Origin of the sequence: Streptantibioticus rubrisoli (genome assembly GCF_024436055.1) — a bacterium.
Taxonomy (GTDB): domain Bacteria; phylum Actinomycetota; class Actinomycetes; order Streptomycetales; family Streptomycetaceae; genus Streptantibioticus_A; species Streptantibioticus_A rubrisoli.
In genome coordinates this window covers 550,857-577,317 of the sequence record NZ_JANFNH010000001.1, presented here as the reverse complement: position 1 = coordinate 577,317, position 26,461 = coordinate 550,857, and the positions used below count along the sequence as shown (strand labels likewise).

General features: G+C 69.9%; 29 protein-coding genes, 3 pseudogenes and 1 riboswitch. Of the genes and pseudogenes, 15 read left to right on the top strand and 17 right to left on the bottom strand.

From position 1 onward, the window contains the following. Positions 1-73: 73 nt before the first annotated feature. Positions 74-1,444: a tetratricopeptide repeat protein gene (locus NON19_RS02825; protein ID WP_255924916.1), complete on the top strand. Its 1,371-nt coding sequence runs from the start codon at positions 74-76 to the stop codon at positions 1,442-1,444. Positions 1,445-1,457: 13 nt separating this feature from the next. On the opposite strand, the gene NON19_RS02820 is transcribed toward NON19_RS02825, so the two are convergent. Both NON19_RS02820 and NON19_RS02815 read right to left on the bottom strand, forming a co-directional pair. Beyond that, the gene (locus NON19_RS02820; RefSeq protein ID WP_255924915.1) at positions 1,458-2,168 is read right to left on the bottom strand and encodes a rhomboid family intramembrane serine protease; all 711 of its coding nucleotides are present in this window, start codon (positions 2,166-2,168) and stop codon (positions 1,458-1,460) included. A 70-nt stretch (positions 2,169-2,238) separates the two neighbouring features. Then, positions 2,239-2,343 (bottom strand): annotated as a pseudogene (locus NON19_RS02815) (ketopantoate reductase family protein); the annotation flags it as partial. 47 nt (positions 2,344-2,390) lie between these two features. Between NON19_RS02815 and NON19_RS02810 the strand changes: the two are divergent. Beyond that, on the top strand, positions 2,391-3,107 hold the full coding sequence (locus NON19_RS02810; RefSeq protein WP_255924914.1) for a maleylpyruvate isomerase family mycothiol-dependent enzyme: 717 nt from the start codon (positions 2,391-2,393) through the stop codon (positions 3,105-3,107). 42 nt (positions 3,108-3,149) lie between these two features. Further along, complete coding sequence (locus NON19_RS02805) at positions 3,150-3,608, top strand: nuclear transport factor 2 family protein (protein WP_255924913.1); 459 nt, start codon at positions 3,150-3,152, stop codon at positions 3,606-3,608. Here NON19_RS02805 and NON19_RS02800 read toward each other — a convergent pair. The 3 genes from NON19_RS02800 to NON19_RS02790 all read right to left on the bottom strand — a co-directional run bounded on the left by NON19_RS02800 (position 3,552) and on the right by NON19_RS02790 (position 5,368). After that, the gene (locus NON19_RS02800; RefSeq protein ID WP_255924912.1) at positions 3,552-4,004 is read right to left on the bottom strand and encodes a VOC family protein; all 453 of its coding nucleotides are present in this window, start codon (positions 4,002-4,004) and stop codon (positions 3,552-3,554) included. The two genes, NON19_RS02805 and NON19_RS02800, sit on opposite strands and share 57 nt — an antisense overlap. 2 nt (positions 4,005-4,006) lie before the next feature. Further along, positions 4,007-4,699, bottom strand: a complete 693-nt coding sequence (locus NON19_RS02795) for an RraA family protein (protein ID WP_255924911.1) — start codon at positions 4,697-4,699, stop codon at positions 4,007-4,009. Positions 4,700-4,831: 132 nt separating this feature from the next. Then, the gene (locus NON19_RS02790; protein ID WP_255924910.1) at positions 4,832-5,368 is read right to left on the bottom strand and encodes a PadR family transcriptional regulator; all 537 of its coding nucleotides are present in this window, start codon (positions 5,366-5,368) and stop codon (positions 4,832-4,834) included. Positions 5,369-5,490: 122 nt separating this feature from the next. Between NON19_RS02790 and NON19_RS02785 the strand changes: the two genes are divergently transcribed. After that, on the top strand, positions 5,491-6,045 hold the full coding sequence (locus tag NON19_RS02785; RefSeq protein WP_255924909.1) for a hypothetical protein: 555 nt from the start codon (positions 5,491-5,493) through the stop codon (positions 6,043-6,045). A 29-nt stretch (positions 6,046-6,074) separates the two neighbouring features. Continuing rightward, positions 6,075-7,394: a carotenoid oxygenase family protein gene (locus NON19_RS02780; protein WP_255924908.1), complete on the top strand. Its 1,320-nt coding sequence runs from the start codon at positions 6,075-6,077 to the stop codon at positions 7,392-7,394. A 96-nt stretch (positions 7,395-7,490) separates the two neighbouring features. Here NON19_RS02780 and NON19_RS02775 read toward each other — a convergent pair whose 3' ends face one another. The 9 genes and pseudogenes from NON19_RS02775 to rpmG all read right to left on the bottom strand — a co-directional run bounded on the left by NON19_RS02775 (position 7,491) and on the right by rpmG (position 12,265). Beyond that, entirely contained in the window at positions 7,491-7,616 is a 126-nt protein-coding gene (locus NON19_RS02775) for a hypothetical protein (RefSeq protein WP_255924907.1), read from the bottom strand. A 222-nt stretch (positions 7,617-7,838) separates the two neighbouring features. Next, positions 7,839-8,858 carry a PHP domain-containing protein gene (locus tag NON19_RS02770; RefSeq protein WP_255924906.1) on the bottom strand — a complete coding sequence of 340 codons (1,020 nt, stop codon included), beginning with the start codon at positions 8,856-8,858 and terminating at the stop codon, positions 7,839-7,841. A gap of 81 nt (positions 8,859-8,939) precedes the next feature. Continuing rightward, positions 8,940-9,611: an antibiotic biosynthesis monooxygenase gene (locus tag NON19_RS02765; protein WP_255924905.1), complete on the bottom strand. Its 672-nt coding sequence runs from the start codon at positions 9,609-9,611 to the stop codon at positions 8,940-8,942. A 96-nt stretch (positions 9,612-9,707) separates the two neighbouring features. Next, positions 9,708-10,628, bottom strand: coding sequence for a cobalamin-binding protein (locus NON19_RS02760; RefSeq protein ID WP_255924904.1), 921 nt, complete (start codon positions 10,626-10,628; stop codon positions 9,708-9,710). 100 nt (positions 10,629-10,728) lie between these two features. After that, entirely contained in the window at positions 10,729-10,890 is a 162-nt protein-coding gene (locus NON19_RS02755; protein ID WP_255924903.1) for a hypothetical protein, read from the bottom strand. 177 nt (positions 10,891-11,067) lie between these two features. Further along, positions 11,068-11,286 carry a 30S ribosomal protein S18 gene (gene rpsR, locus NON19_RS02750; RefSeq protein ID WP_255924902.1) on the bottom strand — a complete coding sequence of 73 codons (219 nt, stop codon included), beginning with the start codon at positions 11,284-11,286 and terminating at the stop codon, positions 11,068-11,070. 16 nt (positions 11,287-11,302) lie between these two features. Then, positions 11,303-11,809: pseudogene (locus tag NON19_RS02745) on the bottom strand (cobalamin biosynthesis protein CobW); the annotation flags it as partial. A gap of 4 nt (positions 11,810-11,813) precedes the next feature. Beyond that, a pseudogene (locus NON19_RS02740) lies at positions 11,814-12,056 on the bottom strand (type B 50S ribosomal protein L31); the annotation flags it as partial. A gap of 5 nt (positions 12,057-12,061) precedes the next feature. After that, on the bottom strand, positions 12,062-12,265 hold the full coding sequence (gene rpmG / locus NON19_RS02735) for a 50S ribosomal protein L33 (protein WP_255924900.1): 204 nt from the start codon (positions 12,263-12,265) through the stop codon (positions 12,062-12,064). A 205-nt stretch (positions 12,266-12,470) separates the two neighbouring features. On the opposite strand from rpmG, the gene NON19_RS02730 reads away from it, so the two are divergent. The 4 genes from NON19_RS02730 (at position 12,471) to NON19_RS02715 (ending at position 17,313) form a co-directional block, all read left to right on the top strand. Then, positions 12,471-13,940, top strand: a complete 1,470-nt coding sequence (locus NON19_RS02730) for a type III PLP-dependent enzyme domain-containing protein (RefSeq protein ID WP_255924899.1) — start codon at positions 12,471-12,473, stop codon at positions 13,938-13,940. Further along, positions 13,930-15,249 carry a pyridoxal-phosphate dependent enzyme gene (locus NON19_RS02725; protein WP_255924898.1) on the top strand — a complete coding sequence of 440 codons (1,320 nt, stop codon included), beginning with the start codon at positions 13,930-13,932 and terminating at the stop codon, positions 15,247-15,249. The genes NON19_RS02730 and NON19_RS02725 overlap by 11 nt, the downstream gene beginning before the upstream one ends. Before the next feature lie 7 nt (positions 15,250-15,256). Further along, positions 15,257-16,468 (top strand): aminotransferase class V-fold PLP-dependent enzyme, encoded by a 1,212-nt coding sequence (locus NON19_RS02720; protein WP_255924897.1) that lies wholly within the window; start codon positions 15,257-15,259, stop codon positions 16,466-16,468. An 86-nt stretch (positions 16,469-16,554) separates the two neighbouring features. Continuing rightward, positions 16,555-17,313 carry a class I SAM-dependent methyltransferase gene (locus NON19_RS02715; protein ID WP_255924896.1) on the top strand — a complete coding sequence of 253 codons (759 nt, stop codon included), beginning with the start codon at positions 16,555-16,557 and terminating at the stop codon, positions 17,311-17,313. A gap of 10 nt (positions 17,314-17,323) precedes the next feature. Here the strand turns inward: NON19_RS02715 and nicT are convergent, their stop codons facing one another. Then, positions 17,324-18,442 carry a Nickel transporter NicT gene (gene nicT, locus NON19_RS02710; RefSeq protein WP_255924895.1) on the bottom strand — a complete coding sequence of 373 codons (1,119 nt, stop codon included), beginning with the start codon at positions 18,440-18,442 and terminating at the stop codon, positions 17,324-17,326. A 34-nt stretch (positions 18,443-18,476) separates the two neighbouring features. Continuing rightward, positions 18,477-18,670: riboswitch (cobalamin riboswitch) on the bottom strand. Positions 18,671-18,753: 83 nt separating this feature from the next. On the opposite strand from nicT, the gene NON19_RS02705 reads away from it, so the two are divergent. Further along, positions 18,754-19,131: an ArsR/SmtB family transcription factor gene (locus tag NON19_RS02705; RefSeq protein ID WP_255924894.1), complete on the top strand. Its 378-nt coding sequence runs from the start codon at positions 18,754-18,756 to the stop codon at positions 19,129-19,131. A 2-nt stretch (positions 19,132-19,133) separates the two neighbouring features. On the opposite strand, the gene NON19_RS02700 is transcribed toward NON19_RS02705, so the two are convergent. Further along, positions 19,134-19,535, bottom strand: a complete 402-nt coding sequence (locus tag NON19_RS02700) for a winged helix-turn-helix domain-containing protein (RefSeq protein ID WP_372513970.1) — start codon at positions 19,533-19,535, stop codon at positions 19,134-19,136. Positions 19,536-19,671: 136 nt separating this feature from the next. Here NON19_RS02700 and NON19_RS02695 point away from each other — a divergent pair, with 136 nt between their 5' ends. Further along, positions 19,672-20,064: a TOBE domain-containing protein gene (locus NON19_RS02695; protein ID WP_255924893.1), complete on the top strand. Its 393-nt coding sequence runs from the start codon at positions 19,672-19,674 to the stop codon at positions 20,062-20,064. 19 nt (positions 20,065-20,083) lie between these two features. On the opposite strand, the gene NON19_RS02690 is transcribed toward NON19_RS02695, so the two are convergent. Beyond that, positions 20,084-20,530 carry a hypothetical protein gene (locus NON19_RS02690; protein ID WP_255924892.1) on the bottom strand — a complete coding sequence of 149 codons (447 nt, stop codon included), beginning with the start codon at positions 20,528-20,530 and terminating at the stop codon, positions 20,084-20,086. Positions 20,531-20,729: 199 nt separating this feature from the next. Between NON19_RS02690 and NON19_RS02685 the strand changes: the two genes are divergently transcribed. From NON19_RS02685 to NON19_RS02670, 4 genes are all read left to right on the top strand, one after another. Next, entirely contained in the window at positions 20,730-23,129 is a 2,400-nt protein-coding gene (locus tag NON19_RS02685) for a SpoIIE family protein phosphatase (protein WP_255924891.1), read from the top strand. Positions 23,130-23,191: 62 nt separating this feature from the next. Beyond that, positions 23,192-24,292 carry a substrate-binding domain-containing protein gene (locus NON19_RS02680; RefSeq protein ID WP_255924890.1) on the top strand — a complete coding sequence of 367 codons (1,101 nt, stop codon included), beginning with the start codon at positions 23,192-23,194 and terminating at the stop codon, positions 24,290-24,292. Between the two features lie 4 nt (positions 24,293-24,296). Beyond that, on the top strand, positions 24,297-25,091 hold the full coding sequence (locus NON19_RS02675) for an ATP-binding cassette domain-containing protein (protein ID WP_255924889.1): 795 nt from the start codon (positions 24,297-24,299) through the stop codon (positions 25,089-25,091). Further along, on the top strand, positions 25,088-26,344 hold the full coding sequence (locus NON19_RS02670) for a sugar ABC transporter permease (protein ID WP_372513969.1): 1,257 nt from the start codon (positions 25,088-25,090) through the stop codon (positions 26,342-26,344). Before NON19_RS02675 ends, NON19_RS02670 begins: the two co-directional genes overlap by 4 nt. Positions 26,345-26,461: the final 117 nt, after the last annotated feature.

Genomic DNA, 26,461 nt, shown 5'->3' with positions numbered 1-26,461 from the left:
CCGACATCCCACCGGGTTCGGGAACCCGCGCCACCGGGCAGATCCACGAGGGCAGTGACGAAGGGGGAGTACCGTGCCGAAGCCGACACCGAGCGTGGAGTGGCAGGGGCCGCAGGACACCGCCGGAATAGGCCAGCGCGTTCTGCGGCTGCGCACCGAACGGCGCCTCACCCAGCGCGCGTTGGCGGAGCCGAAGTACACCGCCGCCTACATCTCCACCCTCGAATCCGGCAAGGTGCGCCCCTCGGAGACCGCGCTGCGCTACCTGGCGGACCGACTCGGCGTCAGCTACGAGGAGTTGTGCACCGGTCGGCCCGCTCATCTGGCCACCGAAGTGCGCATGCGGCTCGCCGACGCCCGACAGGCCTTCTGCGAGCGCTCACTGCCGGACGCTGCGCAGCGGTACACACTCGTGGAACGGGAGGCACACCGGCTCGGTCTGCCCTCCGAGCAGGCCGCGGCGCTGGTGGGGCTGGGTGACTGCGCCCTGGAGGCCGGGGATCTCGACCAGGCCATCGAACGCTTCCAAGCGGCCGAGGAGTTGCTGGCCGACGCCCCACTGCCGCAGCGCGTACCGGCGCTACGCGGTCGCGCCGTCGCCCACCTGCTCGCCGGTGATCTGCGGTACTCGTGCTACCTGCTCGAGAACGCCATCGACGAGCTCAACAGCGCGGGGCTGCATGACCCCAACGCCCTGCTGCTGCTCTACTCGGCCGTGATCGCCCCGTACATGGACATGGGAGCGCAGGCACGCGCCGCACGGGCCGCCGAACTGGCCCTGGCGCTCGCGCCGCAGGTCAGCGACCCGGCGCTGGTGGCGCGTATGCACCGCGGAGTGGCGCGTACCCTGCTGGCCGAGGGACGTACCGCCGACGCGGACGCTTCGCTTGCCAAGGCGCAGGAGCTGTACCAGCAGTTGCAGATCCGTACCGAACTCGCGCACTGCCACTGGATGCGCGGTTACCTGCGCGCCCAGGACGGCGATCTGACGCGGGCCGAGGCCGAGTTGCGTACCGCGCGGACCATTCTGGCCGAGCGCCAGGCCACGTTGTACACGGTGCAGGTGAATGTGGAACTCGCTGATGTGCTGCGCAGACAGGGCGAGTACGGCGAGGCCGAGCAACTGCTCTCGGACCTGCTGAGCGAACTCGGCAGTGGGCGTGGCGCGGTGCACGCGGGCGCCGCGCACCGGCTGCTCGGGCTCATCGCCGAGGAACGGGACCGCCCGGAGCAGGCCGAGGAACACTACAGGGCGGCACTCGCGCTGCTGGAGCGGGCCGGTGCGAGGGGTGACAGCGCCGATCTGTGCCGACTCCTCGGCGATTTGCTGCGCCGCACCGGCCGCGTCGAAGCGGCACTTGACGTCTACCGCACGGGTCTTGGCCACCGCGCCGCACCTGGCACGACGACGTTGGGGCCCGCCCCGGCCGATCCGCCGCTGTGACCGTTGCCCCGAATCACAGCAGGCCGAGGTCGCCCAACTCCTTGTGCAGGTCAGCCCGGGGACCGGGCGCACCTGGCATCGTGGCTGCGCTCGCCTCGCTCACCGTGGCCGCGCGTGGGCGCCGGTCGCGGAAGATCCACGCCCCCACCAGACCGCCGACCAGGCCGCCGAGGTGTCCCAGCCAGCTCACACCTGGGGTTCCCGGCACGGTGAGGGTGAGGGTGTAGGCGAAGGAGGCGGCCATCACGATGCCGATCAGTGTGTCGATCAGGTGCCGGTCGAAAAGGCCCCGGACCACCACATAGCCGAAGTACCCGAAGATCAGCCCGCTGGCACCAACGGTGTCAACGCCGCCACGCTCGAGGAACCAGACCGTCAGTCCGCTGGTCACCGCGACCAGCAGACTCAACCCCGCAAAGCGGGCCACCCCGCGGTAGGCGGCGAGGAAGCCGAAGACGAACAACGGCCCGGAGTTGCCCTCGATGTGCGCCCAACTCCAGTGCAGGAAGGGTGCGACGAGAATGTCCGGCAGCCTGCCCACATCGCCGGACACCACTCCGTAGGCCCGGGACAGGCCGTAGTGGTCCGCCCAGTTGGCGAGTTGCAGCAGCCATACCAGGGCGAGGAAGCCGAACATCACGAAGAACGCCTTCCGCGCTTCCGCGATCATTTCCTCCGCGTTGATGGGTCTACCCGTGACCGCCCGCTCACCCAGCCCGCTCATGTCCAGACGTTCCTCCCCCGGCGGGACCCTTCCCGCCGCTACCGCGCACTCTAGGCGCTCCCGGACTGGTTCAGTTCTGCGCGCTGCCCAGCTCCGCCACCAGGCGTGCCGTGACCGGGGTGGCGATGCCGTGGCGGGCCGCGGCCCGTAGGACGGCGCCGCCGATGGCGTCGAGTACGCCGCCGCGACTGTCAGCGCCAACGCGCGGTTAGAGTGGGCCCCGTGCATGACATCACGGCCGAAGTCCTGCGCTCCGGTGAGCGGTTCACCGCCGCCGTTGAGGCACTGAGTGACGCGGAGGTCCGCGAGGCCTCAACACTGCCCGGTTGGAGCCGCGGTCACGTCATCACCCATGTGGCGCGCAGCATCGACGCGTATCTGTGGCTGCTGGCCCTGGCCCGCAATGGGGTTGAGCCCGGGCCGCGCACGGATGCGGCGGCACTCGCCCGCGCGGTCCGGGAAGGCGCCGAGCGTCGGGCCGACGAGTTGGCGGCTGACGTACGCGGTCGGCTCAGTCAACTGGCCGAGGACGCCGCGTCGATGCCCGCGGAGCGGTGGGACGTTCTGGTCGCGGCACTGGCAGGCTGGCGCCATCCGGCCTGGTACACCCTGCACCGATGCTGGCGTGAGCTGGAGACCCACCATGCCGACCTGAACGTCGGGTACGCCTCGGCCGATTGGCCCGCCACGTATGCGTCGTGGGCCCTTGACGACACCCTGACCGCGCTGGCAGCACGCGGCTTCCCCGTCTGCCGTGTCGAAGCCGTCGATCTGGGCCGGTCCTGGGACCTGTCCCCCACCGGCCCCACCGTCACCGGCTCCGGTCACGCACTTCTCGGCTGGCTCAGCGGCCGTGCCTGCGCAACCGGGCTCAGCGCTGACGGCCCACTGCCGGAACCACCCCGGTGGCCGTTGCCACCGGCCCCTGGGTGGGACTGAAATCGCTCGCGATCGCCTGCGCCGCCCTGGTAGGTGTGGGAGATGGATACCGAAGCCATTGATCCCATGGCACGTCTGATCGCCGAGCGGGCCTGTGAGCGCCTGATCCTTGACTTCGTCCGGCGGCTGGACCTGGGTGAACCGGGCACGGTTGCCGAGTTGTTCACCACCGACGGTGTCTGGGAGAGGCCGGAGGGTGACCGGCGGATCCAGGGCCGTGACGCGCTCCGCGAGTACTTCAGTGCTCGGCCCGTCGACCGGCTCTCTCGCCGTATGTGCACCAACGTCCTGGTCACCGTCGCTTCCCCGACAACGGCCAGTGCCACAACGTACTTCGCGACATACCGTGTCGACGGCCGCACCGAAGGCATGCTGGCGCCCCGGCTGCCCGCGAACGTCGGGCACTACGAGGACGTCTTCCGCAAGGTGGACGGTAGTTGGCTACTAGCCAGCCGAACCGTGTTCATTCCGTTCGGAGGACCGACGGAGCGCATCGGCTAGGGGGACCGCGCGGTGCAACTGGAGCAGGTCCCAGCGGTTTCCGTACACGTCCCGGAAGACGGCGACCGTGCCGTAGGGCTCGTGGCGTGGCGTCTCCTCGAAAGTGACTCCGGCGGCGCGCAGGCGCTGGTAGTCGCTGTCGAACGCGTTTGTGTGGAGGAACCAGCCGACCCTGCCGCCGGTCTGGTCGCCGATCCTGGCGCGCTGTTGGTCGGTGGCGGCCCTGGCCAGGAGCACGGCAGTCTCCCGCGCGCCTGGTGGGGCGACGACCACCCAGCGCTTGTGGTCGTCGAGCGGGGTGTCCTCCAGCAGCTCGAAGCCGAGGGTGTGCACGTAGAAGTCGATGGCTTCGTCATAGTCGGATACGACGATGGTCACCAGTGCGAGGTGGGGCACGGCTACTCCTCGATCGCCCCGCCGATCCGGCGCAGGTGCTGGCGGAAGGTGTAGGTGGGGTCGGTGGCGCGCCGGGCCAAGTAGTCGGTGAAGGAGGTCTGTTGGCGCAGCGTCTTGCCCGCCCGGATCCTGTCGGCCTGCTCGCGTTCGGTGTGCCGGATGCGATGGGCCGTCGTCAGTACCTCCTCGGCGTGGTCGTTGGCGACGAACAGCACGCCGTCGTCGTCGCCGAAGACGACGTCCCGCGCGGTCACCAGATGCGGTCCGAACCGGGCACTGGTCAGTGCCTCGGGTTCGCGCTCATCGAGCCGTACGGGGCCGGGCGGGTAGCTGCCGTAGCTGAACACCGGTAGGCCGATCTCCACCAGTTCCGGTGTGTCGCGGTGCAGCCCCCACACCACCAGACCCGCCACACCCGCCGCCGCGGCCTCCAGCGCCGCGAGGTCACCGACGCAGGCCTCGTCCAGCCGCCCGTCGTTGTCGATGACCAGCACATCACCCGGTTCCGCTCGGCCGAACGCCTCCAAAAACACATCCACGCTCCCGTAATGCCGAACCGGCAGCGCCCGTCCCGCGATTCGCTGCCCGGGCGCGACCGCGCGAATCCCGGGCGGCGCGGCACGCAGCGGCACGCCGCAGCGCAGGCAGGCGTCGGCCACCAGTGGCGTGGACAGCTCGGCAAAGGCCTTCAGCATGGACGTCTCCCAGGCTTCTCCCCGTCACCACCTGCGGGACGCGGACTCATCGATCATCCTCACCCGCGCGGCGCTTCCGCCGCCAGTCCCATGGCGGTTCGACACCGTACCGGTCGGAAGACGCACGTACGCCTATGACCCCAGGTCCTCGCCGTCAGCGGTGATCTGCTGGGTGGCCCAGCGGGCCCACTGCTCCCGCATCTCGTGCAGCCGTAGGCCGAATTCGAGGGCGAGTCTGCCGTTGGTGGTCAGCATGCCCTTGTTGTCCCAGTCCAGAGACTTCTGCAGTTCCCGCAGCCGGGCCAGGTCGGCGGCGGCCTGCTCGGCCAGTTGGGTCAGGTGCTCCACGGCCTGTTCGGGAGTGAGAACGCCGAGGAAGAACACGCGCAGCAAGGCGGCGCTGCGGTGCACCTCCGGCTGGGCGTCCATCAACCAGCCGCGCAGTTCGGCCAGGCCCTCTTCGGTGAGCGTGTACTCCTTGCGGCCGCGCGGGCCCTCGGCGGCGACGTCGACCAGTCCGGCGTCCGCGAGGCGGGCCAGTTCGCCGTAGACCTGGCTCTGGGTGGCGGGCCAGACGTTGGCCAGCGAGGTGTTGAACAGCTTCATCAGGTCGTAACCGCTGGCGGGCTTTTCCACCAGCAGGCCGAGGACCGCGTGCCGAAGACTCATGCCAGCCATCCTACCTTCCACTGTTGACAGGTCGCCCTAGGAGGTTCTAGGTTCGACATGTCAAGATTGGAATGTCAGGGAGGTCCGGAACGGCCGGGCCCGCTGTCGAGGGGGGACCTGTCATGAACTACCTTCGCGGCTTCGTCCCGTGGATCGCCTTCGCCGCTATCTCCGCTGTCGGCTGGCAGTGGGGAGCGCTGGCCGCGCTGGTCATCGGCGTATGGCTGCTGGTCGACTCCCGTAGGTCGGGGGTGGCCGCCGACGCGCTGATCCTGGAGACCAGCACCGTCGTCTACTTCGCCGCCCTGACCGCGTTCGCGTTCGCGGTGCCCGACTCGCCGCTCAAGGCGTACGGCGGTGCGCTGTCCTTCGGCTGGCTCGCCGTCACCGCGTGGGGCACGCTGGCCGTCCGCCGTCCCTTCACCCTGGGCATCGCCCGCCGCAGCACCCCGCAGGAGTTCTGGCACACCCCGCAGTTCCTGCGCGTCAACACCGTGATCACCACCGCGTGGGCCACCAGTTTCGCCCTGACCGGCGCCGCCGTCGCCGCCTGCGAAGCGGCGCACACCGGGGCGCTGGCCACGAGCGGCTGCCAGGTCGTGGGCTTCGTCGTCCCCGCGGTCTTCACCAACCGCTACCCCAAGATCGTCCAAGCCCGCCTCGGCGTGACCCGCTGAAGTCCCCTCAACCGCCTGAGGAGCCCGCCGTGCCTGCCACCGCCCCTCATCTGCTGGGCAACTACGCCCCGGTTCCCGACGAGATCACCGTCACCGAGCTGTCCGTCACCGGCGCGATACCGCCCGAGCTGACCGGCTGGTACCTGCGCAACGGCCCCAACCCGCACGAAGCCGCCTCGGCGCACTGGTTCCTGGGCGACGGCATGGTGCACGGGGTGCGGTTGGAGCGCGGGCGGGCCGTCTCGTACCGCAACCGCTGGGTGCGGACGAGCGCCTTCACTCGCGGCGCCGGGCTCCGGGACGAGCGGGGCAACGTCGATCTGACCGCTGATGTCGCCAACACCCATGTGGTACGCCATGCGGGCCGCACCCTGGCGCTGGTCGAGTCCTCCTATCCGTACGAGCTTGACTGCCGGGTTGGCCATGAGCTGGAGACCATCGGCGTCCATGACTTCGACGGGCGGCTGCGTACGCCGATGACCGCCCACCCCAAGACCTGTCCCACCACCGGCGAACTGCACTTCTTCGGGTACGGCTGGTCGTCGGCCCCGTACCTCACCTATCACCGGGCCGACAGCCGCGGTGAACTGACCATCAGCCGACCGGTAGAGGTACCCGCGCCGACGATGATGCACGACTTCCAACTCACCACCGGGCACGTGGCCTTCATGGACCTGCCCGTCGTGTACGACCGGTCACGGGCCAGGACCGGTATGCCATACGTATGGGCGCCGGACCACGGCGCGCGGCTGGGTGTCCTGCGGCGCGACGATCCATACGGCGAGGTGCGGTGGTTCGCCATCGAACCCTGTTATGTGTTCCACACCTTGGGCGCCTACGAGGAGGGCGGCGGGCAGCGGCTGGTCCTGCACGCCATCCGCCATGACCGGCTCGGCGACGGCGTGGAGTTCAACGGGCTGACTTCACTGTGGCGTTGGACGCTCGACCTCGCGGCGGGCACAGTACGTGAGGAGCAACTGGACGACCACAGGGCCGAGTTCCCGCGCATCGACGACCGCCTCACCGGTATGCCGCACCGCTACGGCTACGCCAGCACGGCCGGTGGAAACCGGGGCGGTGCGATTCACCGGTACGACCTGCGCGAGGGCACCGTCGCCAGCCACCGGTTCGGGCCGGGTCGCGTGCCCGGGGAGGCCGCCTTCGTCCCCGCCGACGACACTCCTGGCGGGCCGGGCTGGCTGATGGCGTATGTGTACGATGCGGCGACCGACCGCAGTGACCTGGTGGTTCTCGACGCGGACGAACTGACCGCGCCCCCGGTCGCCACCGTCCATCTCCCCCGGCGCGTCCCCGCCGGTTTCCATGGCAACTGGCTGGCCGATCTGTGAGCGGAACGGAGTGGCCGGACACTCTCCCGTTGACTGAACCCGCCGCCGCGGCGAGCACCAGCCGTGTCCGGACCTCCGATGTGGCGCCGGTACGCGCTACCGCGCGAACTGCCCCACACAGGCGACGATCGCCACGAGAAGACCGAGGATCCGGATCACCACATCCCACCTTTGAGGTGCGGTCCAGTGGTCGTCCGTCTCCTCCACGTCGTGATCGTCCATCGTTCCTCCTCGCTCCTCCGAACAGGCCCCGAAGGACGGGGCCCTCGCTGGCGTGGCTGCCAGCGAAGCTGCGGGGAGGAACGTGTGGAACTGCCGAAAGAATACCGCGAGTTGGCGCGCCTGATGGGGCGATTGCTTCTGAACCCCGTTGTGGGTTGGTGACGGTGACCGGTATCCACGGCTTGGCTGGGTTCGGCTCCGTCGCGCACCTGGGCGAGGCGGCTAGTCCCGACGACTGCTGGTCCACTCCAGCAGGCGTTCGACCGGCCACGTCGTGATGACCCGGTCCGCACGGACCCCGCACTCCTCGGCACGGGCGCAGCCGTAGATCTGCCAGTCGAGTTGGCCCGGAGCGTGTGCGTCGCTGTCGATGGCGAACAGCGTGTCGTACTCAACCGCCAGGCGCAGCAGGTCACGTGGCGGATCCAGGCGTTCAGGCCGACTGTTGATCTCCACGGCGGTTGCGGACTCCGCGCAGGCGGCGAACACCGCCTCGGCGTCGAACAGTGAAGGCGGCCGCTGGCGGCCGGTCACGATGCGACCGGTGCAGTGCCCCAGCACATCCACCAACGGGTTGCGGACCGCCGCGACCAGCCGCCGGGTCATGGCCACCGGATCCATCCGGAGCTTGGAGTGCACCGAGGCCACGACCACATCGAGTTCGTCCAGCAGTGCCTCGTCCTGGTCGAGTGAGCCGTCGTCGAGGATGTCGCACTCGATGCCGGTGAGCAGCCGGAACGGAGTCAGCTGCGCGTTGAGTTCGGCGACGACGTCCAACTGCTCGCGCAGCCGCTCCGCCGACAGGCCACGGGCGACCGTCAGCCGTGGTGAGTGGTCGGTCAGCACGGTCCAGCGGTGGCCGATGTAGTCACGGGCGGCGTACGCCATCTCGGCGATCGGGCTTCCGCCGTCCGACCAGTCGGAGTGCGTGTGACAGTCACCGACCAGTTGGGCGCGCAGTCGTCGGCCGCCGCTGGTGAGTTCCTCCTCGGCGGCGCGTTCCAACTCGGCCAGGTAGCCGGGCCGCCGCCCCGAGACCGCCTCGCTGACGACCCGTGATGTGGTGGGGCCGATGGCGGGCAGGGCGGTCAGTGTCCCGGCCGCGGCTCGGGCGCGCAGTTCCTCGGGCGGCAGCGCCGCGATCGTCCGCGCGGCGGCGCGGAAGGCGCGGACACGGTAGGTGGCCTCGTGGCGGCGCTCCAGCAGGAACGCGATGCGGTCCAGCGCGGTGACGGGGTCCATGAACGACGAATAGCCACCCGGAGCGTGATCGACGCGCCGACCGGCCGGGGCGTCCCCCGTCTGGCGCAGGCACCGCCCGCCCTATCGGTGTGCGTTGCCTCCCGGGCCCAGCACGCTTCCCAGCAGGCGGTAGTGCCGCGGTTGGTGTACGTGTACGTCGCCTTCGGCGGCAGTGGGCAGGGGCGGGGGCCAGGCGCCCGTGTCGTGCCCGTGCACCGCGTAGAGGACGGCGCGATCGCCATCCGTGCCCGCGAGCAAGTGTGCGGCGCTGATGCCTGCGGGCGGTGTCCTGCGGAGGGCGGCGGCGGTGGCGTCCACCCAGCGGCGGGCCTGGTCCGCCGACGCTGTGGTGACGTGCAGCAATGTGATCGCCTCGGCGGGATCGGGGGCGCCGTCCGGGACGACGCTGTGTAGCAGCCGGTAGCGGGACAGGCCGGGACGCTCGATGCCGGGGACGGCCTGGTCGATGCGGTTGACCATGTCCTGCCGGTGCTCGCGCGCGAAGGCGAGGTGCGCCTGGTCGCTGGCCCACTGGGCATGGCTGAGCAGCACCCGGCCGTCCGCACTCGCGAAACAGCTGAGCCGCAAGAAGGCGTCGGGCCGGAACCTGGCGGACAACTCATGCCACTCCCCCAGCAGCGCCTCGGCGGCGGCCCGCTGTCGTTCGGGTGCGCCGACCACCCACTCGCTGAGCAACGTGGTACCGGCATCGGTACGGGTCAGGTCGGGAAACGGCGGCCGATGGGAGGTCACGCGGCTTTTCTCGGTGCTCAACTGGACTCCAGGACTGCTTCGCGGTCAGTGCTCGTGTGATCGGCAAGCAGCCTGCAACCTCAAGTGCGGTTCAGGTCAAGCGTCCGTCATCCGACGCGCTTCCGGGTAGCTGACCGGGGCGCCGACCCGCACGTCGTGCAGGAGGTGGGCGAGGACTTCCACGCCGCGTACCACGCGGGGGCCTGGGCGGTTGAAGTGCGCGGGGCCGTCCACCACCCAGACCTGGTCGTCGCGTACCGCGGGCAGGTCCGGCCAGCCGGGAAGGCCGGTGAGCAACTGCCCTTCCGCTTCGGTGCGTTCGGGGGTGAAACCGCACGGCATCAACACGACCGCCTCGGGCCCGGCGGCCCGTACCGCATCCCACTCCACCGGTCGGCTGTGCTCGCCGGGGCGGGCCAGGAGCGGTTCGCCCCCAGCGCAGCGGATCTGCTCGGGTACCCAGTGCCCGGCGAGCCAGATCGGGTCCAGCCATTCGACGGCGGCCACCGCCGGGCGCGGCAGGCCCGCCACCGCGTCGTGGACGGCGTTCAGCCTGCCGCGGAGGTCAGCGACCCGACGAGCCGCTGTTTCCGGAACGCCCAGTGCCTCACCGACCCGCTCCAGGCAGCCCAGCACCTCGGGGAGAGTGCGGGGCTCCAGGCTGATCACCCGCGGTGCGGCCTCCAGGACCCGTACCGCCTGCGAGACATCGGTGTAGGAGACCGCGCACACCTCACACAGGTCCTGCGTGAGCACCACGTCCGGGGCGAGTTCGGCCAGGCGGCGGGTGTCCAGCGTGTACGGGGACGAGCCCTGGTGGGACATCCCGCCCACGGCGTCGGAGATCTCCCGGCTGCTCATCCCGTCCGTCCGCAGCTCGGGGGCGGTGACCACCGGTACGGACGCCACGGCCTGCGGCGGCCAGTCGCACTCGTGCGTGCGACCGACCAGATCGCCGATCAGGCCCAGCTCGGCGACGATGTCGGTGGCCGCGGGCAGCAACGACACGATCCGCATACCGCGAGCGTAGAGCCTGTCCGGCGGAACGTCACTCCACGGCCGCCGTGGAGCGAACGGCCCTGCGGGCCGCCGGGCCGGGGCCCGGCGGCGGTCGGGCTCAGAAGAAGTCGCGCTCGACGATCTCCTCCCGCTCGATGACCTCCTCGCGACCCAAGAAGCCATCGCGCTCGACCACGGTCTCACGCTCGATGATCTCTTCCCCGCCGAAGAACCCGTCCCGCTCGATGATCTCTTCGCGCTCGTAGAACTCTTCACGCACGGCGCTTCCTCATTTCCCTCGGTGGGGCCGCCCAACCGAGTTGGGACGACCGAATTGTACGGAGATCGCCAACTCCCCCGCCCAGCAGGGGAGTCGCCGATCCGAGGCATGATCATAGGGGTGGCGGGGAGCCGCTCCGCGCACGGAGGGACTCAGAGCTCCGCCGGGAGCGCGGCGCTATGTCATCGATCGTCTGCAGCTCCGTCGTGGCTGGTCGCGCTGCTGCTGGAGGGTCACTCCGGTGACCCGGCGGCTGCGGATCTTGCCCCGGTCGGAGATGAACTTCCGCAGCAGGTCGGTGTCCTTGTAGTCCATGTACGTGATGCCTGCGGCGTCAAGGGGGTTGGCGCGCTTGCGGCGCCGGTCGGTGGCCTTGGTGGTGGTACGGCGGGACATGGCCGGAGCCTTTCCCCTCGATCTGCCGGGCGAAGGTGTCGGCGATGGTGCGCTGGTCGGTGGGCGCGGCGGCCAGACCGACCTCGGCGAGGTCGTCGCCGTTGGCCAGGTACGGCAGCACGAGGGCCGGGTCCACAGCGGTGGCCACGCCGGTCAGTTCCAGCGGGGCGCCCGCGGCGGCGATCACGGCGGCCATGGCCTGCGGTTCGACGGAGTCCCACAACTCGACGACGGCCAGCCGGTAGGTACCGGCCTCGGCGAGCCGAAGCAGCTCGGGGACCAGGTCCTCGCGCAGGGCGCAGCAGGCTCAGTCGTTCACCAACAGGGTGTGGCCGCTGCTGACCGGGCCGCTCAGGTCGCGGACGGTGCGGTACACCGTGCCGTCCGGCGCGGCGGACAGGCCGTGGTGGAGGACGACCGTACCGGGCACGGCGTGCAGGATGTCACCGATCGCCGCGCGGCGGGCATCCGCGTGCAGACCACCGACCATGGCCACCGGCAACCGACGCTCGGGCAGGCTCATCGTGCTCCCGCCCGTACCGCCGCTCGAACAGCTCAGCGCGACCCGCGGTGTCCAACACGCGCTGGGTGCCGGTGTAGAAGGGGTGGCTCGCGGAGGAGAGCTCCACGTCGATCACGGGATAGGTGTTGCCGTCCTCCCACTCGATGGTGCGCTCGCTGGTCATGGTCGAGCGGGTGAGGAAGGCGAAGTCGGCGCAGCGGTCGCGGAAGACGACGTGCCGGTACTCGGGGTGGATGCCGGACTTCATCGCGGTCAGCGCTCCTCTCGGAAGTCGACGTGGCGACGGGCGACCGGGTCGTACTTGCGCAGGGTCAGCCGATCCGGGTTGTTGCGGCGGTTTTTTCGGGTCACGTAGGTGGATGGGGTCTCCCCTGTCCGAGCGGAGTCGAGAACTTGGGGAGCTGTTCCGGCGGTGGACCTGAGCTTGATGGTCGGGCGTAGTTCGTCGCGAGCCATGGACGACAGCCCACATGGCATTGATTTTCATATTCACCCCTGCGAAGTGAACATGCCGCCCATGCCTACGTGTGCTTTCCGGCCAACCTCGCCGCCATCAGACGCATCGAAGGGGGGCGTAAAGCACCTCGCGGGCGGAAATGGGTAGACCGAAACGGTCGCTGGGTCGCCGCTGACTCAGCCCACACCAGGGGAGGGAACCTCGATGGACGTCCCCTTGTACCTGGAGCCGAGGCTGAGTCCCCGGCTGGCGTCCCTGGTACGGTCCGGGCAGTTGCTGCACATGCTCGTCGGTGGACTCGGCTCCCCGCTCAACCTGGTGCTCCCCGAGCAGATCACCGACAACCTCGCGCGCTTCCGGAACGTCTACCGTGAGCACCGGCTGGGCGGTGAGGTCTTCTTCGCGCACAAGGCGAACCGTTCCAGTGCCCTGATACGGCAACTCGCCGCCGTGGGCGGTGCGGTGGAGGTCGCCTCGCTGGGCGAACTCCAGCACGCGCTGGGCGCGGGATTCACTCCCGACCGGATCATGGCCACCGGCCCGAAGAACCCCGAGTTCTTATGGCTGGCCGCCCGCACCGCAGTCGTTGTGCACGTCGACTCCCCCGCCGAACTGGAGGAGTTGGCCGCCCTGGTGCACCGGTTCCGGCTCCCCCGGGTCCGGATCCTGCTGCGGCTGTCGTGGTTCACCGCGCCCGGGGTCAAGGTGCTGACCCGGCAGAGCAGGTTCGGCTCACCGGTGATGGAACTGGACGGACTGCTCAAGGGGGTCGAACGACACGGAGACGCCGTGGAGTTGATCGGCGTCGGCTACCACCTGGACACCACCAGCCTCACCGAGAAGGCGGTGGCGCTAGAAGGCTGTCTGCAGGCGATGGACCTGTGCCGCGCCCGCGGGCTCCAGCCGCGGGTCATCGACATCGGCGGCGGCTTCGGCGCCAACTACCTCGCCGACGGCGGGCAATGGGAGCGCTACACCACGGAGCTGACCAACGCGGTGCTGGGCAGGCGCCCGCCGCTCACCTGGCGCCAGCACGGCTACGGGCTGCGCAACGAGTCCGGAACGCTGCGCGGCGCCCTCGGGCTCTATCCGGCGTACCGGCCCGTCGCCGGTGAGCGCTACCTGGGGGCGTTGCTGTCCAGCCAAGCGCCCTCGCTGCGCGGCCGGTTGGCCACACTGCTCCTGGAGAGCCTGTACGACCTGTACACGGAACCCGGTCGGGCGCTGACCGACCAGTGCGGGCTCACCCTGGCCCGGGTGCTGGAGGTGCGGCGTACGGAGGCCGGAGAGCACCTGGTTCGACTGGCGGCCAACGCGGACGACATCGGCCTGGAGGAGCACGGGGTGCTGATGGACCCCTTGCTCATCCCACCCGGCGAGGGCCACGTCCCGGCGGCGTCCGAGCCGTTGGGGGCGTACCTCGCCGGGAACCTCTGCCTGGAGGCGGACATGATCACCCGCAGGATGGTGTTCCTGCCCCGTCCGCCCGTCCCCGGCGATCTGTTGGCCTTCGCCAACACCGCGGGCTACTGCATGGACTTCAGCGCCGACCACGCGCAACGGCAGCCCGTGGCGCGCAAGGTCGCCGTCTGGCAGGACGCGGGATCCTGGCGGTGGTGCCTTGACGAGCAGTACTGGCCGATCACGAATAACGGGGGCGTGCATGAGGTTTGACCACATCACCGAGGCCATCGGCAACACCCCGCTGGTGCGCATCGACCCCGCGGTGCACGGCCTGCGCAACATCGACCTGTACGCGAAGCTGGAGATGTTCAATCCGTTCGGTTCGGTCAAGGACCGGGCCGCCTGGAACATGGCGCGCCCCGGGCTCAACGCGGCGGTGGAGGGCGGTCAGACGGTCGTAGAGCTGTCCAGCGGCAACACAGCCAAGGCGCTGGCCGTCATCGCGGGCATGCACGGGCTGCCGTTCAAGAGCGTGACCAACCGGATGCGGGTACCGGAGATCAAGGAACTGCTGCTGTTGCTGGGCGCGGAGATCGAGGAACTGCCGGGACAGACCGAGTGCCTTGATCCCACCAACACCACCGATCCGTTGACGCTTTTTCACCAGTCACTCGCCGAACCGCAGAGCGCCTACCTGTATACCGACCAGTACTTCAACGCCCGTAACACGCAGGCGCATGCCGCGGGCACCGGCCCGGAGATCGTCAAGGACCTGGACGGGCAGGCGCCCGACTGGTTCATCGCCTGCGTGGGCACCGCGGGCTCGTCCACCGGTGTGGCCAGGGTGCTGCGCGAGCGGGATCCACGGGTGAAGGTCATCGGGCTGGTGGCGCACAAGTCGGACTTCATCCCGGGGATCCGCACCATCGACGAGGTGCAGGCGGTCGGTCTGTTCGATCCGGCTACCTATGACGCGGTGGAGTCGGTGACCTCCGATGAGGCCATCGACGGCATGCTGACCCTGGCCCGCCGCTGCGGCCTGCTGGCCGGGCCCACCGGCGGCGCGGCATACTTCGGCGCCGTCCGCCAACTGCGCTCGGTGGACGCCGAGTTGACCGAGCGCAGGTCGGCGGTGTTCATCGTATGCGACCGCATGGAGAGCTATCTCAGCTACGTCCGGGAGCGACGGCCGGAGTTGCTGGGGCGTCCACCGCGGAAGAACTCCATCGCCACGCTGTCCGACGCCGAGGTGCTGTCGGCCGCGGTCATCGACACCGAGGACGCCCTGAAGTGGATAGCCAGGGAGCGGCCGCTCATCGTCGACCTGCGCAGCCCCTTCGCGTACGCCGCACTGCACATCGAGGGTTCCGTCAACATCGTGGAGGAGTTGTTCGGCGAACTCGTCCGCGGTGGGCTGCCGTTCAGCAAGAGCCAGCCGGTGCTGCTGGCGTGCCCGGTCGGTGAGCAGTCCGCCCGGTACGCGGCACTGCTGTCGCGGATGGGCCACCCCGATGTGCGCAGCCTGTCCGGTGGCATCATCGCCTGGCGCGACGCGGGCGCTCCGCTGGTGCGGGAGTGAGGCGGCGGTGACCGCCACGAGCGACCAGGCCACCGACGTACTGGAGGAGCTACGCGCATGGCACACCGCTCTGCGCGCCCAGTTCCCCATCATCGCGGGCAATCCGGAGCTGGCGTACCTGGACAGCGCGGCGACCGCGCAGAAGCCGCGGGCGGTACTGGACGCCGTACACACCTATCTGACCACGACCAACGCCAATGCCGGGCGCGGCAGTTACACCTGGGCCAACCAGACGACGGAACTGGTACGGGACACCCGGCGGCGCGTCAAGGAGTTCCTGCGCGATCCCGCGCCGGAACGCTCCGACGTGCATTTCACCAGCGGGGCCACGGAAGGACTGCGGACCGTGGCGCGGGACTGGCTGACCGGTTTCCTCTCCGACGGGGACGAGATCGTCGTCCCGTTCGCCGACCACCAGGCCAACATCGCACCATGGCTTGAGGCACGTGACCTGCTCGCCCGACGGGGTGTGCGGGTAGCGGTGCGCCCCATGCCGTACCAGCCGGACTCCCATGACTACGAGCCGGGGGCGCTGCGCGAAGTGGTCGGCGAACGCACCCGGTTCGTGGCGGTGACCCATGTCCACCATGTCTACGGCGGTGATATGAACGTGCACCGGATCCGCCGGGCGGTGGGGCCGCACATACCGATCTGCCTGGACGCCGCGCAGAGCGTGGGCCATCTGCCGGTCTCCATGGCCGAACTCGACGTTGACTTCGCGGTGTTCTCCGGCCACAAGGCGCTGGCCCTGCCGGGCAGCGGCGCGGTGTGGGCCCGCAACGCACGCGGCCCCCGGTTCACACCGGGCGGCTGGGACGGCACCCCGAACACCAGCGGAATCGCCGGTCTGCGGGCGGCACTTGACTGGCTGGACGCCGCGGGCACCGGCCGCATCGAGCGCTGGACGACCGCACTGGCGGCCCGGCTGACCGAGGGGCTGCGTCAGCTCGCGCCGTACGAGGTGCTGGGCTGCCAACGCAGTCTGGCGGCCGGGTCCGACGTGCAGCAGCGGCGAGGCATCGTCTCCTTCCGGCACCGTGGCATCGACTCGGGCGATCTGGGGTTCGTGCTGTTCAGCGAGGGGTTCATGGTGCGCAGCGACAGCCACTGCCAGGGCAGCGCGGGCGAGAGGCAGAACTCGGTGCGGGTGAGTCTGCACGTATACAACGCCCCGGAAGAGATCGACCGACTTCTGCGGGTATTGGCCACCTTGGAGTGAAGCACACTCAGTTGAAAATCGTTTCCACCTGTAGTCTTCGTACCGCCCGAGCGGACGGTACGAGACGTTGGAGGTGGCGCGACCCGATGGGACTGAGCATGGCAACGGCCGCGCTGTGGGTGGAGCGCTGGGAGCGCCAGCAGCAACGCTACGCCGTGGATCGTGAGGAGCGGTTCACGGTGATCGCGGACATCGTTGAGCATGTGGTCCGCGACGAGCCGAACCCGCTGGTCGTGGACCTCGGTTGTGGCCCCGGGTCACTGGCCGCGCGACTGGTGCGGCGGCTGCCGCACGCGGAGATCGTGGCCGTCGACCGGGACCCGTTGCTGCTGGAGTTGGGCAGAACCCATCATGCGGCGGCGGCTCAGTTCGTGGAGGCGACGATCGGGGCGGACGGCTGGGTACGGGCCATGGCACTCGACCGTCCGCTGGACGCCGTCGTCTCCACCACCGCGCTGCACTGCCTACCCGTGGAGGTGCTGGCAGACGCCTACCGGCAGTTCGCCGCACTGGTGCGGCCGGGCGGGGTGCTGGTCAACAGCGACCACTTCGAGCCCGGCGGCGATCCGGCGTCGCGGATCGCCGTCGAGGTGGGACGCCGCCGTGCCGAACGGCGGCGGCCGCACGACCTGGAGGACTGGACGTCGTGGTGGGCGGCCGCGGCGGACGAACCCGAGCTGGCGCAGTTGCTCACCGACCAGCCCAGGCCGTCCAGCGCACACCACAACCCCGACAACGGCCTGCCCCTGTCGCATCACGTCGAGTTGCTGCGCCGGGCGGGGTTCCAACACATCTGCCCAGTCTGGCAGTTCGGCACCGGATACGTGCTGGTCGCGGTGCGCTGACCGGCGCGGTTCAGTCGGCTTCGGCCGTCGGCACGGGCCAGCGGCGCTCGACCTTGGCCAGCCGCCAGTAGGTCAACGCGCAGACCCACACCACCACGAACAGACCGACGATGACGAAGCCCACGTTGTTGAGGTCGATGCCGGAGATCCAGTTGGTGACGGCGTCGTCGAGGCTGAGTTGGTCGTGCAGGACGCCGACCAGTTCGATGGTGCCGATGAGGAAGGCGACGGCGATGGACAGGCCGGTGATGGTGAGGTTGTAGTAGACCTTGCGCACCGGGTTGGAAAACGCCCAGTGGTAGGCGAAGTTCATGAAGGTGCCGTCAAGCGTGTCGAACAGGCTCATTCCGGCGGCGAACAGCAGCGGCAGGCAAAGGATCGCGTACCAGGGCAGTCCGGCGGCGGCGCCGGAGCCCGCCATCACCATCAGCGTGACCTCGGTGGCGGTGTCGAAGCCGATGCCGAACAGCAGGCCCACCGGGTACATCTGGCCGGGGCGGGTGATGGACTTGGTCAGCCGTCCCAGGACGCGGTTGAGGAAGCCACGGGAGTCCAGGTGCTTCTCCAGTTCGTGCTCGTCGAACTGGCCTGCCCGCATGGCCTTGAAGACCCGGTAGATCCCGGCCAGCGAGAGCAGGTTGAGGGCGGCGATCAGATAGAGGAAGCCACCGGAGACGCTGGTGCTGACCACGCCGAGGGTCTGGCGGGTGCTGGAGTTGTCGTTGGTCAAGGTGGTGGCGAAGTGCGCACCGGCCGCGATGCCCCCGGCGAGGACGATCACGATGGAGGAGTGGCCGAGGGCGAACCAGAAGCCCACCGAGATGGGACGTTTGCCATCGGCCATCAGCTTGCGGGTGGTGTTGTCGATCGCGGCGATGTGGTCGGCGTCGAAGGCGTGGCGCATGCCCAGGGTGTACGCGGTGACGCCCAGACCGAGGCCGAAGACCTGCTTGCCGACGGTGTAGTGGTGGGGGGCGACCATCGTCACCAGGATGGCGAAGGCGACGACGTGCAGGGCGGCTATCACCGCCAGCAGCCCGCCGGTGCGTATCCAGTCCTTGCGTTCCCAGCGGATCAGCGGCGTGGCCGGAACGGCCACGGCCGAGGCGGAGTTTTCAGACAGGGTCATCTCAGGGAGCCTCTCCAGCACCTCGTGGACGTAGGTCGCGTGCGGTGCCGTGGCCGGTCTCCTGGCTGACGGGTCGAACGCCGACGTACCCGACCTTCCCGGCACCCGAAGGCCCCAGTGGCGTACCGCCTGGTGGTGGCGGAGGTATGCCAACTCCCCGATCACAGTGGCGAGGGCCGCTCCGGCTTCGCACCGGTCTTCCCGAACACCACGGCTGGACAACGGTAGATGTCCAGCCATGGTGGCTTCAAGTCTGCACAGGTGTGCAGGTGTGTTGGTCAACAGCGCGGAGTGGGGCGAGAATGCCACCCATGCACTTGGTTCCCCCGCAGCGCGCGCACCAGCGCGCCATCGACGAGCACACGGTGTGCGATGCCATCGAGGGGATCGGCGACCCCCAGCGGGTGCGCACCTGGGCCGAGCGCTTCGCCTTGCTCGCCGACCCAGGCCGCCTCTCGCTGCTGCTCGCGCTGTACCGGGCGGGCCCCACCGCGGTCTCCGATCTGGCGCTCGCCACCGGTATGCGGGACACGGCGGTCTCCCAGGCGCTGCGGCTGTTGCGCACCTCGGGCGCCGTGTGGGCCGACCGGGACGGCCGGGTGGTCCGCTACCGCCTGCGCGATCCCGAGATCGTGGAACTGCTCAAGGCACTTTCGGCAACGCCCGGTTCGGCGTCCGCGCACGCGTGACATCACGCCGGACGGTATGTGTAGCCGACCTGGCGTACGGTCGCGATGAGCGAGCGGTGCGCCGGGCCCAGCTTGCGGCGGAGTCTGGCGACGTGGACGTCCACGGTGCGGGTGTCGCCGACGGACGGTTGCCGCCACACCTCGTTGATCAACTGCGTCCGGGTGTGCACCCGCCGCGGGGCCGTTACCAGACGGGCGAGGAGTTCGAACTCCAGATACGTCAGGGAGATCGGCCGCCCGTCGACCGATGCCGTACGCCGCTCCCGGTCGATGACCACACCCTGCGGGGATGCCGCGGGTTCGGCAGCCACGTCGGCCGCGGGCGCCGACCGCTCCCGATCCGGCCGTGCGTACAGGCAGTTGGGGTGTCTCGAGTACCGCGTGCGGGGATAGCGAACCAGCATGGCCCCTCCTTGGCGTCGACCAGGGCCGCCAGCCTATCGCAATTGAAATTCATTTTCACCTTACCGGGGCAGCCCTGGCCGCGGAGGGCGGCGACCCGTCGCAATCGCCGCGCAAAGGGCCACTATCGTGAGGCACATGCAGTCCTACACGATCGGCCAGGCGGCGCGCCTGCTCGGCGTCAGCCCGGACACCGCCCGCCGCTGGGCAGACGGCGGCCGTATCCGCACGCACCGCGACGAGGCCGGTCGCCGTCTCATCGACGGCAAGGACCTGGCCGCGTTCTCCGTGGAACTGGCGCAGAGCACTGGAGGCGACGAGGAGGCCTCCTACACCACGGCCCGCAACGCCTTCCCCGGCATCGTCACCGCGGTCAAGCTGGGCGATGTCGCCGCACAGGTGGAGATCCAGGCGGGGCCGCACCGGCTGGTCTCGCTGCTCACCCGGGAGGCCGTCGAGGAACTCGGGCTGGAGGTCGGGATGCAGGCCACCGCCCGCGTGAAGTCGACCAACGTCCACATCGACCGCTGAGCCCGGGAACTGACGGCCCCTAGCCCTGGTCGGCCTCCAGCACCTCGTGGCCGAGCAGACGGGCGTGATCGGCGTGGACGTGGTGCAGCAGCCGGTGCGTCTCCCGGGCGAGGCGCAACCGCTCCTCCTCCATACGGGTGCGCCGGCGATTGGCGCGCACCAGGTGCAAAGTGCCGCCGGCGGCGATGCACGCACCCACGTCGCTGGTCACGTTGGTGTAGTTGCCGCCGATGAGCTCCGCGGTGGCGCTCGGGGTGAGGACGTGGACCAGCGGCAGCAGGACCAGATAGGTCCCGAGCGCGACCAGGAAGACGACGTGCGCCTTGCTGGACAGGGCGCGCGGCACCCAGGCCAGGATCCGGTCGAAGGTGTGTCCCGGGTGCGCTATCCCGGTCAGTGACTCCACCGGCCGCGCTGCCGGGTCAGTCGGCCGCTCGTCGGTGACGGCGTGGGATTCCGTGCTCATTGGGCCCTCCCCTGGGGTTCCGCTGCGTTCGGGCTGGCCAATCGTAGCCACGCCACTTGCATGGTTGCGCAAGCTTGTACGAGGGTGATTCGGATCAATCCCGCCCTTAACGGGAATGTGTGATGATAAAGGGCCGGAATGCGGCGGCCCTGATGCCGCGGAACCTGAACGGTTCCGGGTACCGAGTCGACTCTCTGCTATGAGGACGCTGCGGATCGTGACGGAGCGGAGCGTGGTGTTCGCCGGGGCGGCGCTCGCCGCCGTCTACGTGCTGGACGAGGACGCGGACGAGCTACGGCAGGCCGAGACGGTGGGGGAAGGTCCCGGCGCCTGTTACGGGCTGTCGTCCCGCTACCCCTTGTCCGGCAGCTCGCCGGTGGCCGACGCCTTCCGTACCGGCCAGCCGCGGTGGCTGGACCCGGCGGAGGTGACCGGGCACGGTGCCGGGCAGGCCGCCGTCTGGCTGGGCGCCCTGCCGCTGGGCGCCGACGGCAGGCGGCTGGGCTGCCTGGTCGTGGTGGACCGCGCCGGGGACGGCTTCGATGCCGTGCGGCGCAGCCTCCTGGAGTTGTACGCGGACCAGGTCGGCGTGCTCCTCGACGCCGCCAACGCCGCCTGTGGCGGTACACCACCGGACGCCGCCCTGCGGCACATGCGCGTCGGCTCGTTCACCCTGCTGCTGGCCACCGGACAGATAGACGCCGACGCACAGGTGCTGGAACTGGCCGGGATCGGTCAGAACGAGTTCGACGGACGCGTGGAGACCCTGCTGGCGCACACCGTTCCCGAGGACCTGCCCGCGCTGATGTCCGTCGTCGAACCGGGCCATCTGGCGCCCAGCTCACGGGAGTTGGAGTTCCGGGTGCGCTGGCCGTCCGGTGAGCTGCGCTGGCTGCGGCTGCGCTGCCGGGTACTGGCTGACGCGGGCGGCAGGCCGGAGCGGATGCTGGGTGTGCTCGCCGAGGCCTCGCATCTGCGGCCCAGCACGGACGAGGTCGCCCGGGTGCAGCGGCTGTCGGCGATCCTGGCCAACGCGATGAGCGTGCGGGACGTCAGCCGGGGCGTGGTGGCCGCCCTGCGTGAACCCCTGGGCGCCGACCGGATGGCGCTGTCGGAGTTGCACGCCAGCCGACTGGTGGTCACCGTCCTCGATCCGCCGGAGCCGTCGGCATGGCCGGAGATCTGGCGCTCCCAGTGGCGTTCGGAGTGGCCCGATGCCCCGGCCCGTGCGCTGCCCACGCTGGAGGCCGCGCTGCGCGAGGGCCGCACCAGCTTGTGGACCACCAGCACCGGCCTTGAGCCGGGGCTCGCCGACATCGGCCGTGGCGGGCTGGCGGTGCTGCCGCTGCCCGCCGACGGCCGACTGGTCGGCGCCTGCCTGCTCGGCTGGGACGAGCCGCACGAGTTCGGCACCGAGGAGCGGTCGCTGCTGACCGCGACCGCGGGCCTGGTGGGGCAGGCCCTGATGCGGGCCCGTGCCTTCGACGCCGAGCACGAGCTGGCCGCGATGCTCCAGCGCAGCCTGCTGCCGCGCAAGCTGCCCGAGCTGTCCGGCTGTGCGGCGGTCGCCCGCTATCTGCCCGCCACGGCCGGGCTCGAGGTGGGCGGCGACTGGTACGACGTCATTCCCCTCACAGACCGGCATGTGGCGTTGGTCATCGGGGACGTGCAGGGGCACAGCGCCGAGGCCGCGACGATCATGGGCCAGATCCGCACCGCCATCCGGGCCTACGCCGTGGAGGGCCATCCGCCGGACGTGGTGGTCTCGCACGCCAACCGGCTGCTCGTCGGCATGGAGACGGACGCGTTCGCCACCTGCTGCTATGTCGCCCTGGACACCGAGGAAGGCGACGCCTGGATCGTCAGGGCCGGTCATCTGCCGCCACTGCTGCGCGACCCCGACGGCAACACCGGCGAGGTGGAGGCGGAGGGCGGGCCGCCGCTGGGGGTGCTGGCGGAGGCGGAGTTCCCGCTGACCGTGGTCGGCCTGGCCACCGGAAGCGTCCTCACGCTGCTGACCGACGGCCTGGTGGAGTCGTCCAGTCTGCATCTGGACGACGGTGTGCGACGGGCGTGCGAGGTGCTCTCGGCCACCGACCCGTCCGACGTGGACCGGCTGGCCGACGCGCTGATCGGCGGCGCCGACCAGCGTGAGGACGACGTCGCGGTGCTGCTGCTGCGCTACGACGGGTTGCGGACCCGACCGCTGCGCGCGGGCTGGGCGGTGTGGCGGCTACCCGACGCCGTCATGCACGCCCGCCGGTTCACCGCGCGGATCCTGCGCTCGTGGAACGTGACCGAGCAGACGGACGCGGCGTTGCTGATCGTCTCCGAGCTGGTCACCAACGCCCTGGTGCACACCCAGGGCGAGGTGCGGCTCGACCTCACCCTCGCCGGGGAGCGGCTGCGGGTGGCGGTCAGCGACTCCTCGCCGCGCGCACCGGTCAAGCCGAGGACCGTGGACTGGGAGGTGACCGGCGGCCGGGGGCTGCTGCTGGTGGAGGCCTTGTCGTGCTCGTGGGGCGCGGTGCCGCTCAGCGGTGGCAAGCAGGTTTGGGGGGAGATCATGCTGACACCGGAGGAGACCCATCGACCTTGAGTCCGATTTTTACGTATTGCGGCTATTGTCGATGAGGAAACCACGACGGGAAGTGCCCGCGGATGAAGAGTTCTCTGGGCCGCGCTGCGGTTGCCGTGACGGCGGTGTCGATGGCCGCCGTCCTCGCCGCGTGCGGAACGGCCCGCGGCCCCCTCAACACCAGCGCCCCGGCAGGCGGCGGTGGCGGCTTCACGATCGGCCTGCTCTTCCCCGACACCCACACCGCCCGCTGGGCCACCTCCGACAAGCCGCTGATGGAGCAGAAGATCAAGCAGCTGTGCCATGACTGCACGGTGCACTACGCCAATGCCTCCGCGGACGTGGCGACCCAACAGCAGCAGATCGACTCGATGATCGCCAACGGCGTCCGGGTGCTGGTCATCGACCCGGTCGACAACAAGGCGCTGCGCGCCTCCGTCATCAGGGCACATGACGCGCACATCCCGGTCGTCTCCTACGACCGGCTGGTCCAGGGCCCGGTCTCGGCCTACTCCAGCTACGACTCCCGGCAGATCGGCCGCATCCAGGCCGAAGCCCTCCTGGCAGCCATCGGCCGCAAGGACCCGCAGATCGTCATGATGAACGGCGACCCCACCGACCCCAACACCGGGGCGCTGAAGGACGGCGCACTGTCCGTCCTCAAGGGCAGGGCCAGCATCGACGCGACGTACTACACCGGCGGCTGGATCCCGGAGAACGCGTTCAACAACATGTCCGCCGCCATCGCCGAACTGGGCCCGAACCGGATCGACGGCGTGGTGTCCGCCAACGACGGCCTGGCTTCCGGCGTGGTCGACGCCCTCAAGGCCGCCGATGTCACACCGCTGCCGCCAATCACCGGCCAGGACGCCGACCTCGCCGCCGTACAGCGGCTGCTCACCGGCGAACAGACCGTCACCGTCTACAAGTCCTTCGTCTCGGAGGCCAAGGCCGCCGCCGAGATGGCCGTCGCCCTGGGCCGCGGCCAGACGCTGCACGGTATCGCCAACGCCCGGGTCAGCAACGACACCAGCAACGACATCCCGGCCGTACTGGGCACCCTGGCGCCGGTGACCGTGCACACCATCCGGCAGACCGTCGTCGACCACGGTCCCTACACGGTCAGCCAGATCTGCACGCCCCAGTACAGGGCCGCCTGCCAGAAGGCGGGTCTCATCGGTTAAGGAGATGGTCGATGTGTCCACCACGCCCGTGCTGGCCCTGCGCGGAATCTGCAAGCGGTTCGGGGCCGTCCGCGCGCTCACGGACGTGGAGTTGGAGATCCACGCCGGTGAGGTGGTCGCGCTGGTCGGTGACAACGGCGCCGGGAAGTCCACCCTCGTCAAGGTGATCACGGGTGTCGGTCCCGCGGACGAGGGTGTCATCGAGTGGAACGGCCGACCGGTGCGCATCAGCCGCCCCCATGACGCCCAGTCCCTGGGCATCGCGGGCGTCTACCAGGACCTGGCGCTGTGCGAGACCCTCGATGTGGTCGGGAACGTCTTCCTCGGCCATGAACTGTGCAAGGGCGGTGTCCTCGACGAGGTGGCCATGGAACGCCGCACCCGGCAACTGGAGTTGATGGACACCCTGTCCATCCGCATCCCCAGTGTGCGGGTCCCCGTCGCGTCACTGTCCGCGGGCCAGCGGCAGACGGTCGCGATCTCCCGCGCGCTGCTGAGCGAACCCAAGGTCCTCATCCTGGACGAGCCCACCGCCGCCCTGGGCGTCGAGCAGACCGCCCACTTCCTCGACCTCATCGACCGGTTGCGCGAACGCGGCATCGGTGTGCTGCTCATCAGTCACAACCTGGGCGATGTCAAGGCGGTCGCGGACCAGGTCGCGGTGCTGCGCCTCGGCCGCAACAACGGCTTCTTCGACGTACTGACCACGTCCCAGGAGCAGATCGTCTCCTCCATCACCGGGGCCACCGACAACGCCGTGACCCACCGCAGGACGTGGGCGTGGGAGGCGATGCTGTGAGCACCCCGGAAGCTTCGGATCCCGATCCCACCAAGGTCACCGCCGAACGGCGCCGCAACGAGCCGGTCCGGGAACCGCAAGGCCGTCTGGGCGAGTTCACCCGCAGGCTGCGCGGCGGCGAACTGGGCTCGCTGCCGGGCGTGTTGTGCACCGCGGTGATCTGGACCGTCTTCCAGATCCTGGACCACCAGTTCCTCTCCCCGCGCAACCTGTCCAACCTCAGTGTGGACCTCGTCGGTACGGGACTGATCGCGGTCGGCATCATCTTCGTGCTGCTGCTCGGCGAGATCGATCTCTCGGTCGGCTCGGTCAGCGGGCTGACGGCGGCCGTGTTCGCCGTGCTGAACATCAACGACGGCCTGCCGGAGTGGGTGGCGATCGTCGCCGCGCTGCTCGTCGGCGCCGCGATCGGCGGCCTCCAGGGGTTCTTCTTCGCCCGGGTCGGTGTGCCCTCCTTCGTGGTCACCCTGGCCGGGCTGCTGGCCTGGAACGGGCTGATGCTGCACGTCCTGGGCGCGAGCGGCACCATCAACCTCCATGACCAGGGCCTGGTCTACGCCCTGACCAACCAGTACTTCCACAACACGGCCGCGGCCTACGGGCTGGCCGCGCTCGGGGTGGTGATGTTCTTCCTCGCCTCCTACCAGGACCGGCGGCGGCGCAGGGCCGCCGAGGTGCCGTACCGGCCGCTCGGCGAGCTCGCGCTGCGCAGCGCCGTGGTCGCGGTGGTCGCGTTCGGCGCCGCCTATGTGCTCAACCAGTTCGAGGGCCTGCCGCTCGCCCTGCTGATCTTCCTGGTCCTCGTGGTCGGCCTGGACTTCGTGCAGCGCCGTACGAAGTACGGACGGCGGATCTGCTCGATCGGCGGCGGTGCCGAGGCGACCCGGCGGGCGGGCATCAACGTGGCGCGGGTGCGGGTCTCGGTTTTCGCGATCTCCGGAACGCTGGCCGCACTCGGCGGGCTCTTCCTGGCCTCGCGGGTGGACTCGGTGGGCCAGACCTCGGGCTCCAGCATCCTGATGATCAACTCCGTCGCCGCGGCCGTCATCGGCGGGGCGAGCCTGTTCGGCGGGCGCGGCAGGCCGTGGTCCGCGCTGCTCGGCATCCTCGTCATCCAGTCGATCGCGTCCGGAATGCTGCTCATGGGCATCCAGACCACGGTGCAGTACATGATCACCGGAGGGGTGCTGCTCGCCGCCGTGGTGCTGGACTCGCTCTCCCGGCGCTCCCAGCAGGCCCACGGCCTGGCGTGACCCCGGGGGCGTTCATGCTAATGGCGTAGTCCCGACTGCCGGGGAGGCGGCCCGGTGCCAGGGTGGCGGTGTAACGCGGTAGCGGGCGTCAGCGCCCGTGGCCGCCGTGGTGGGGGC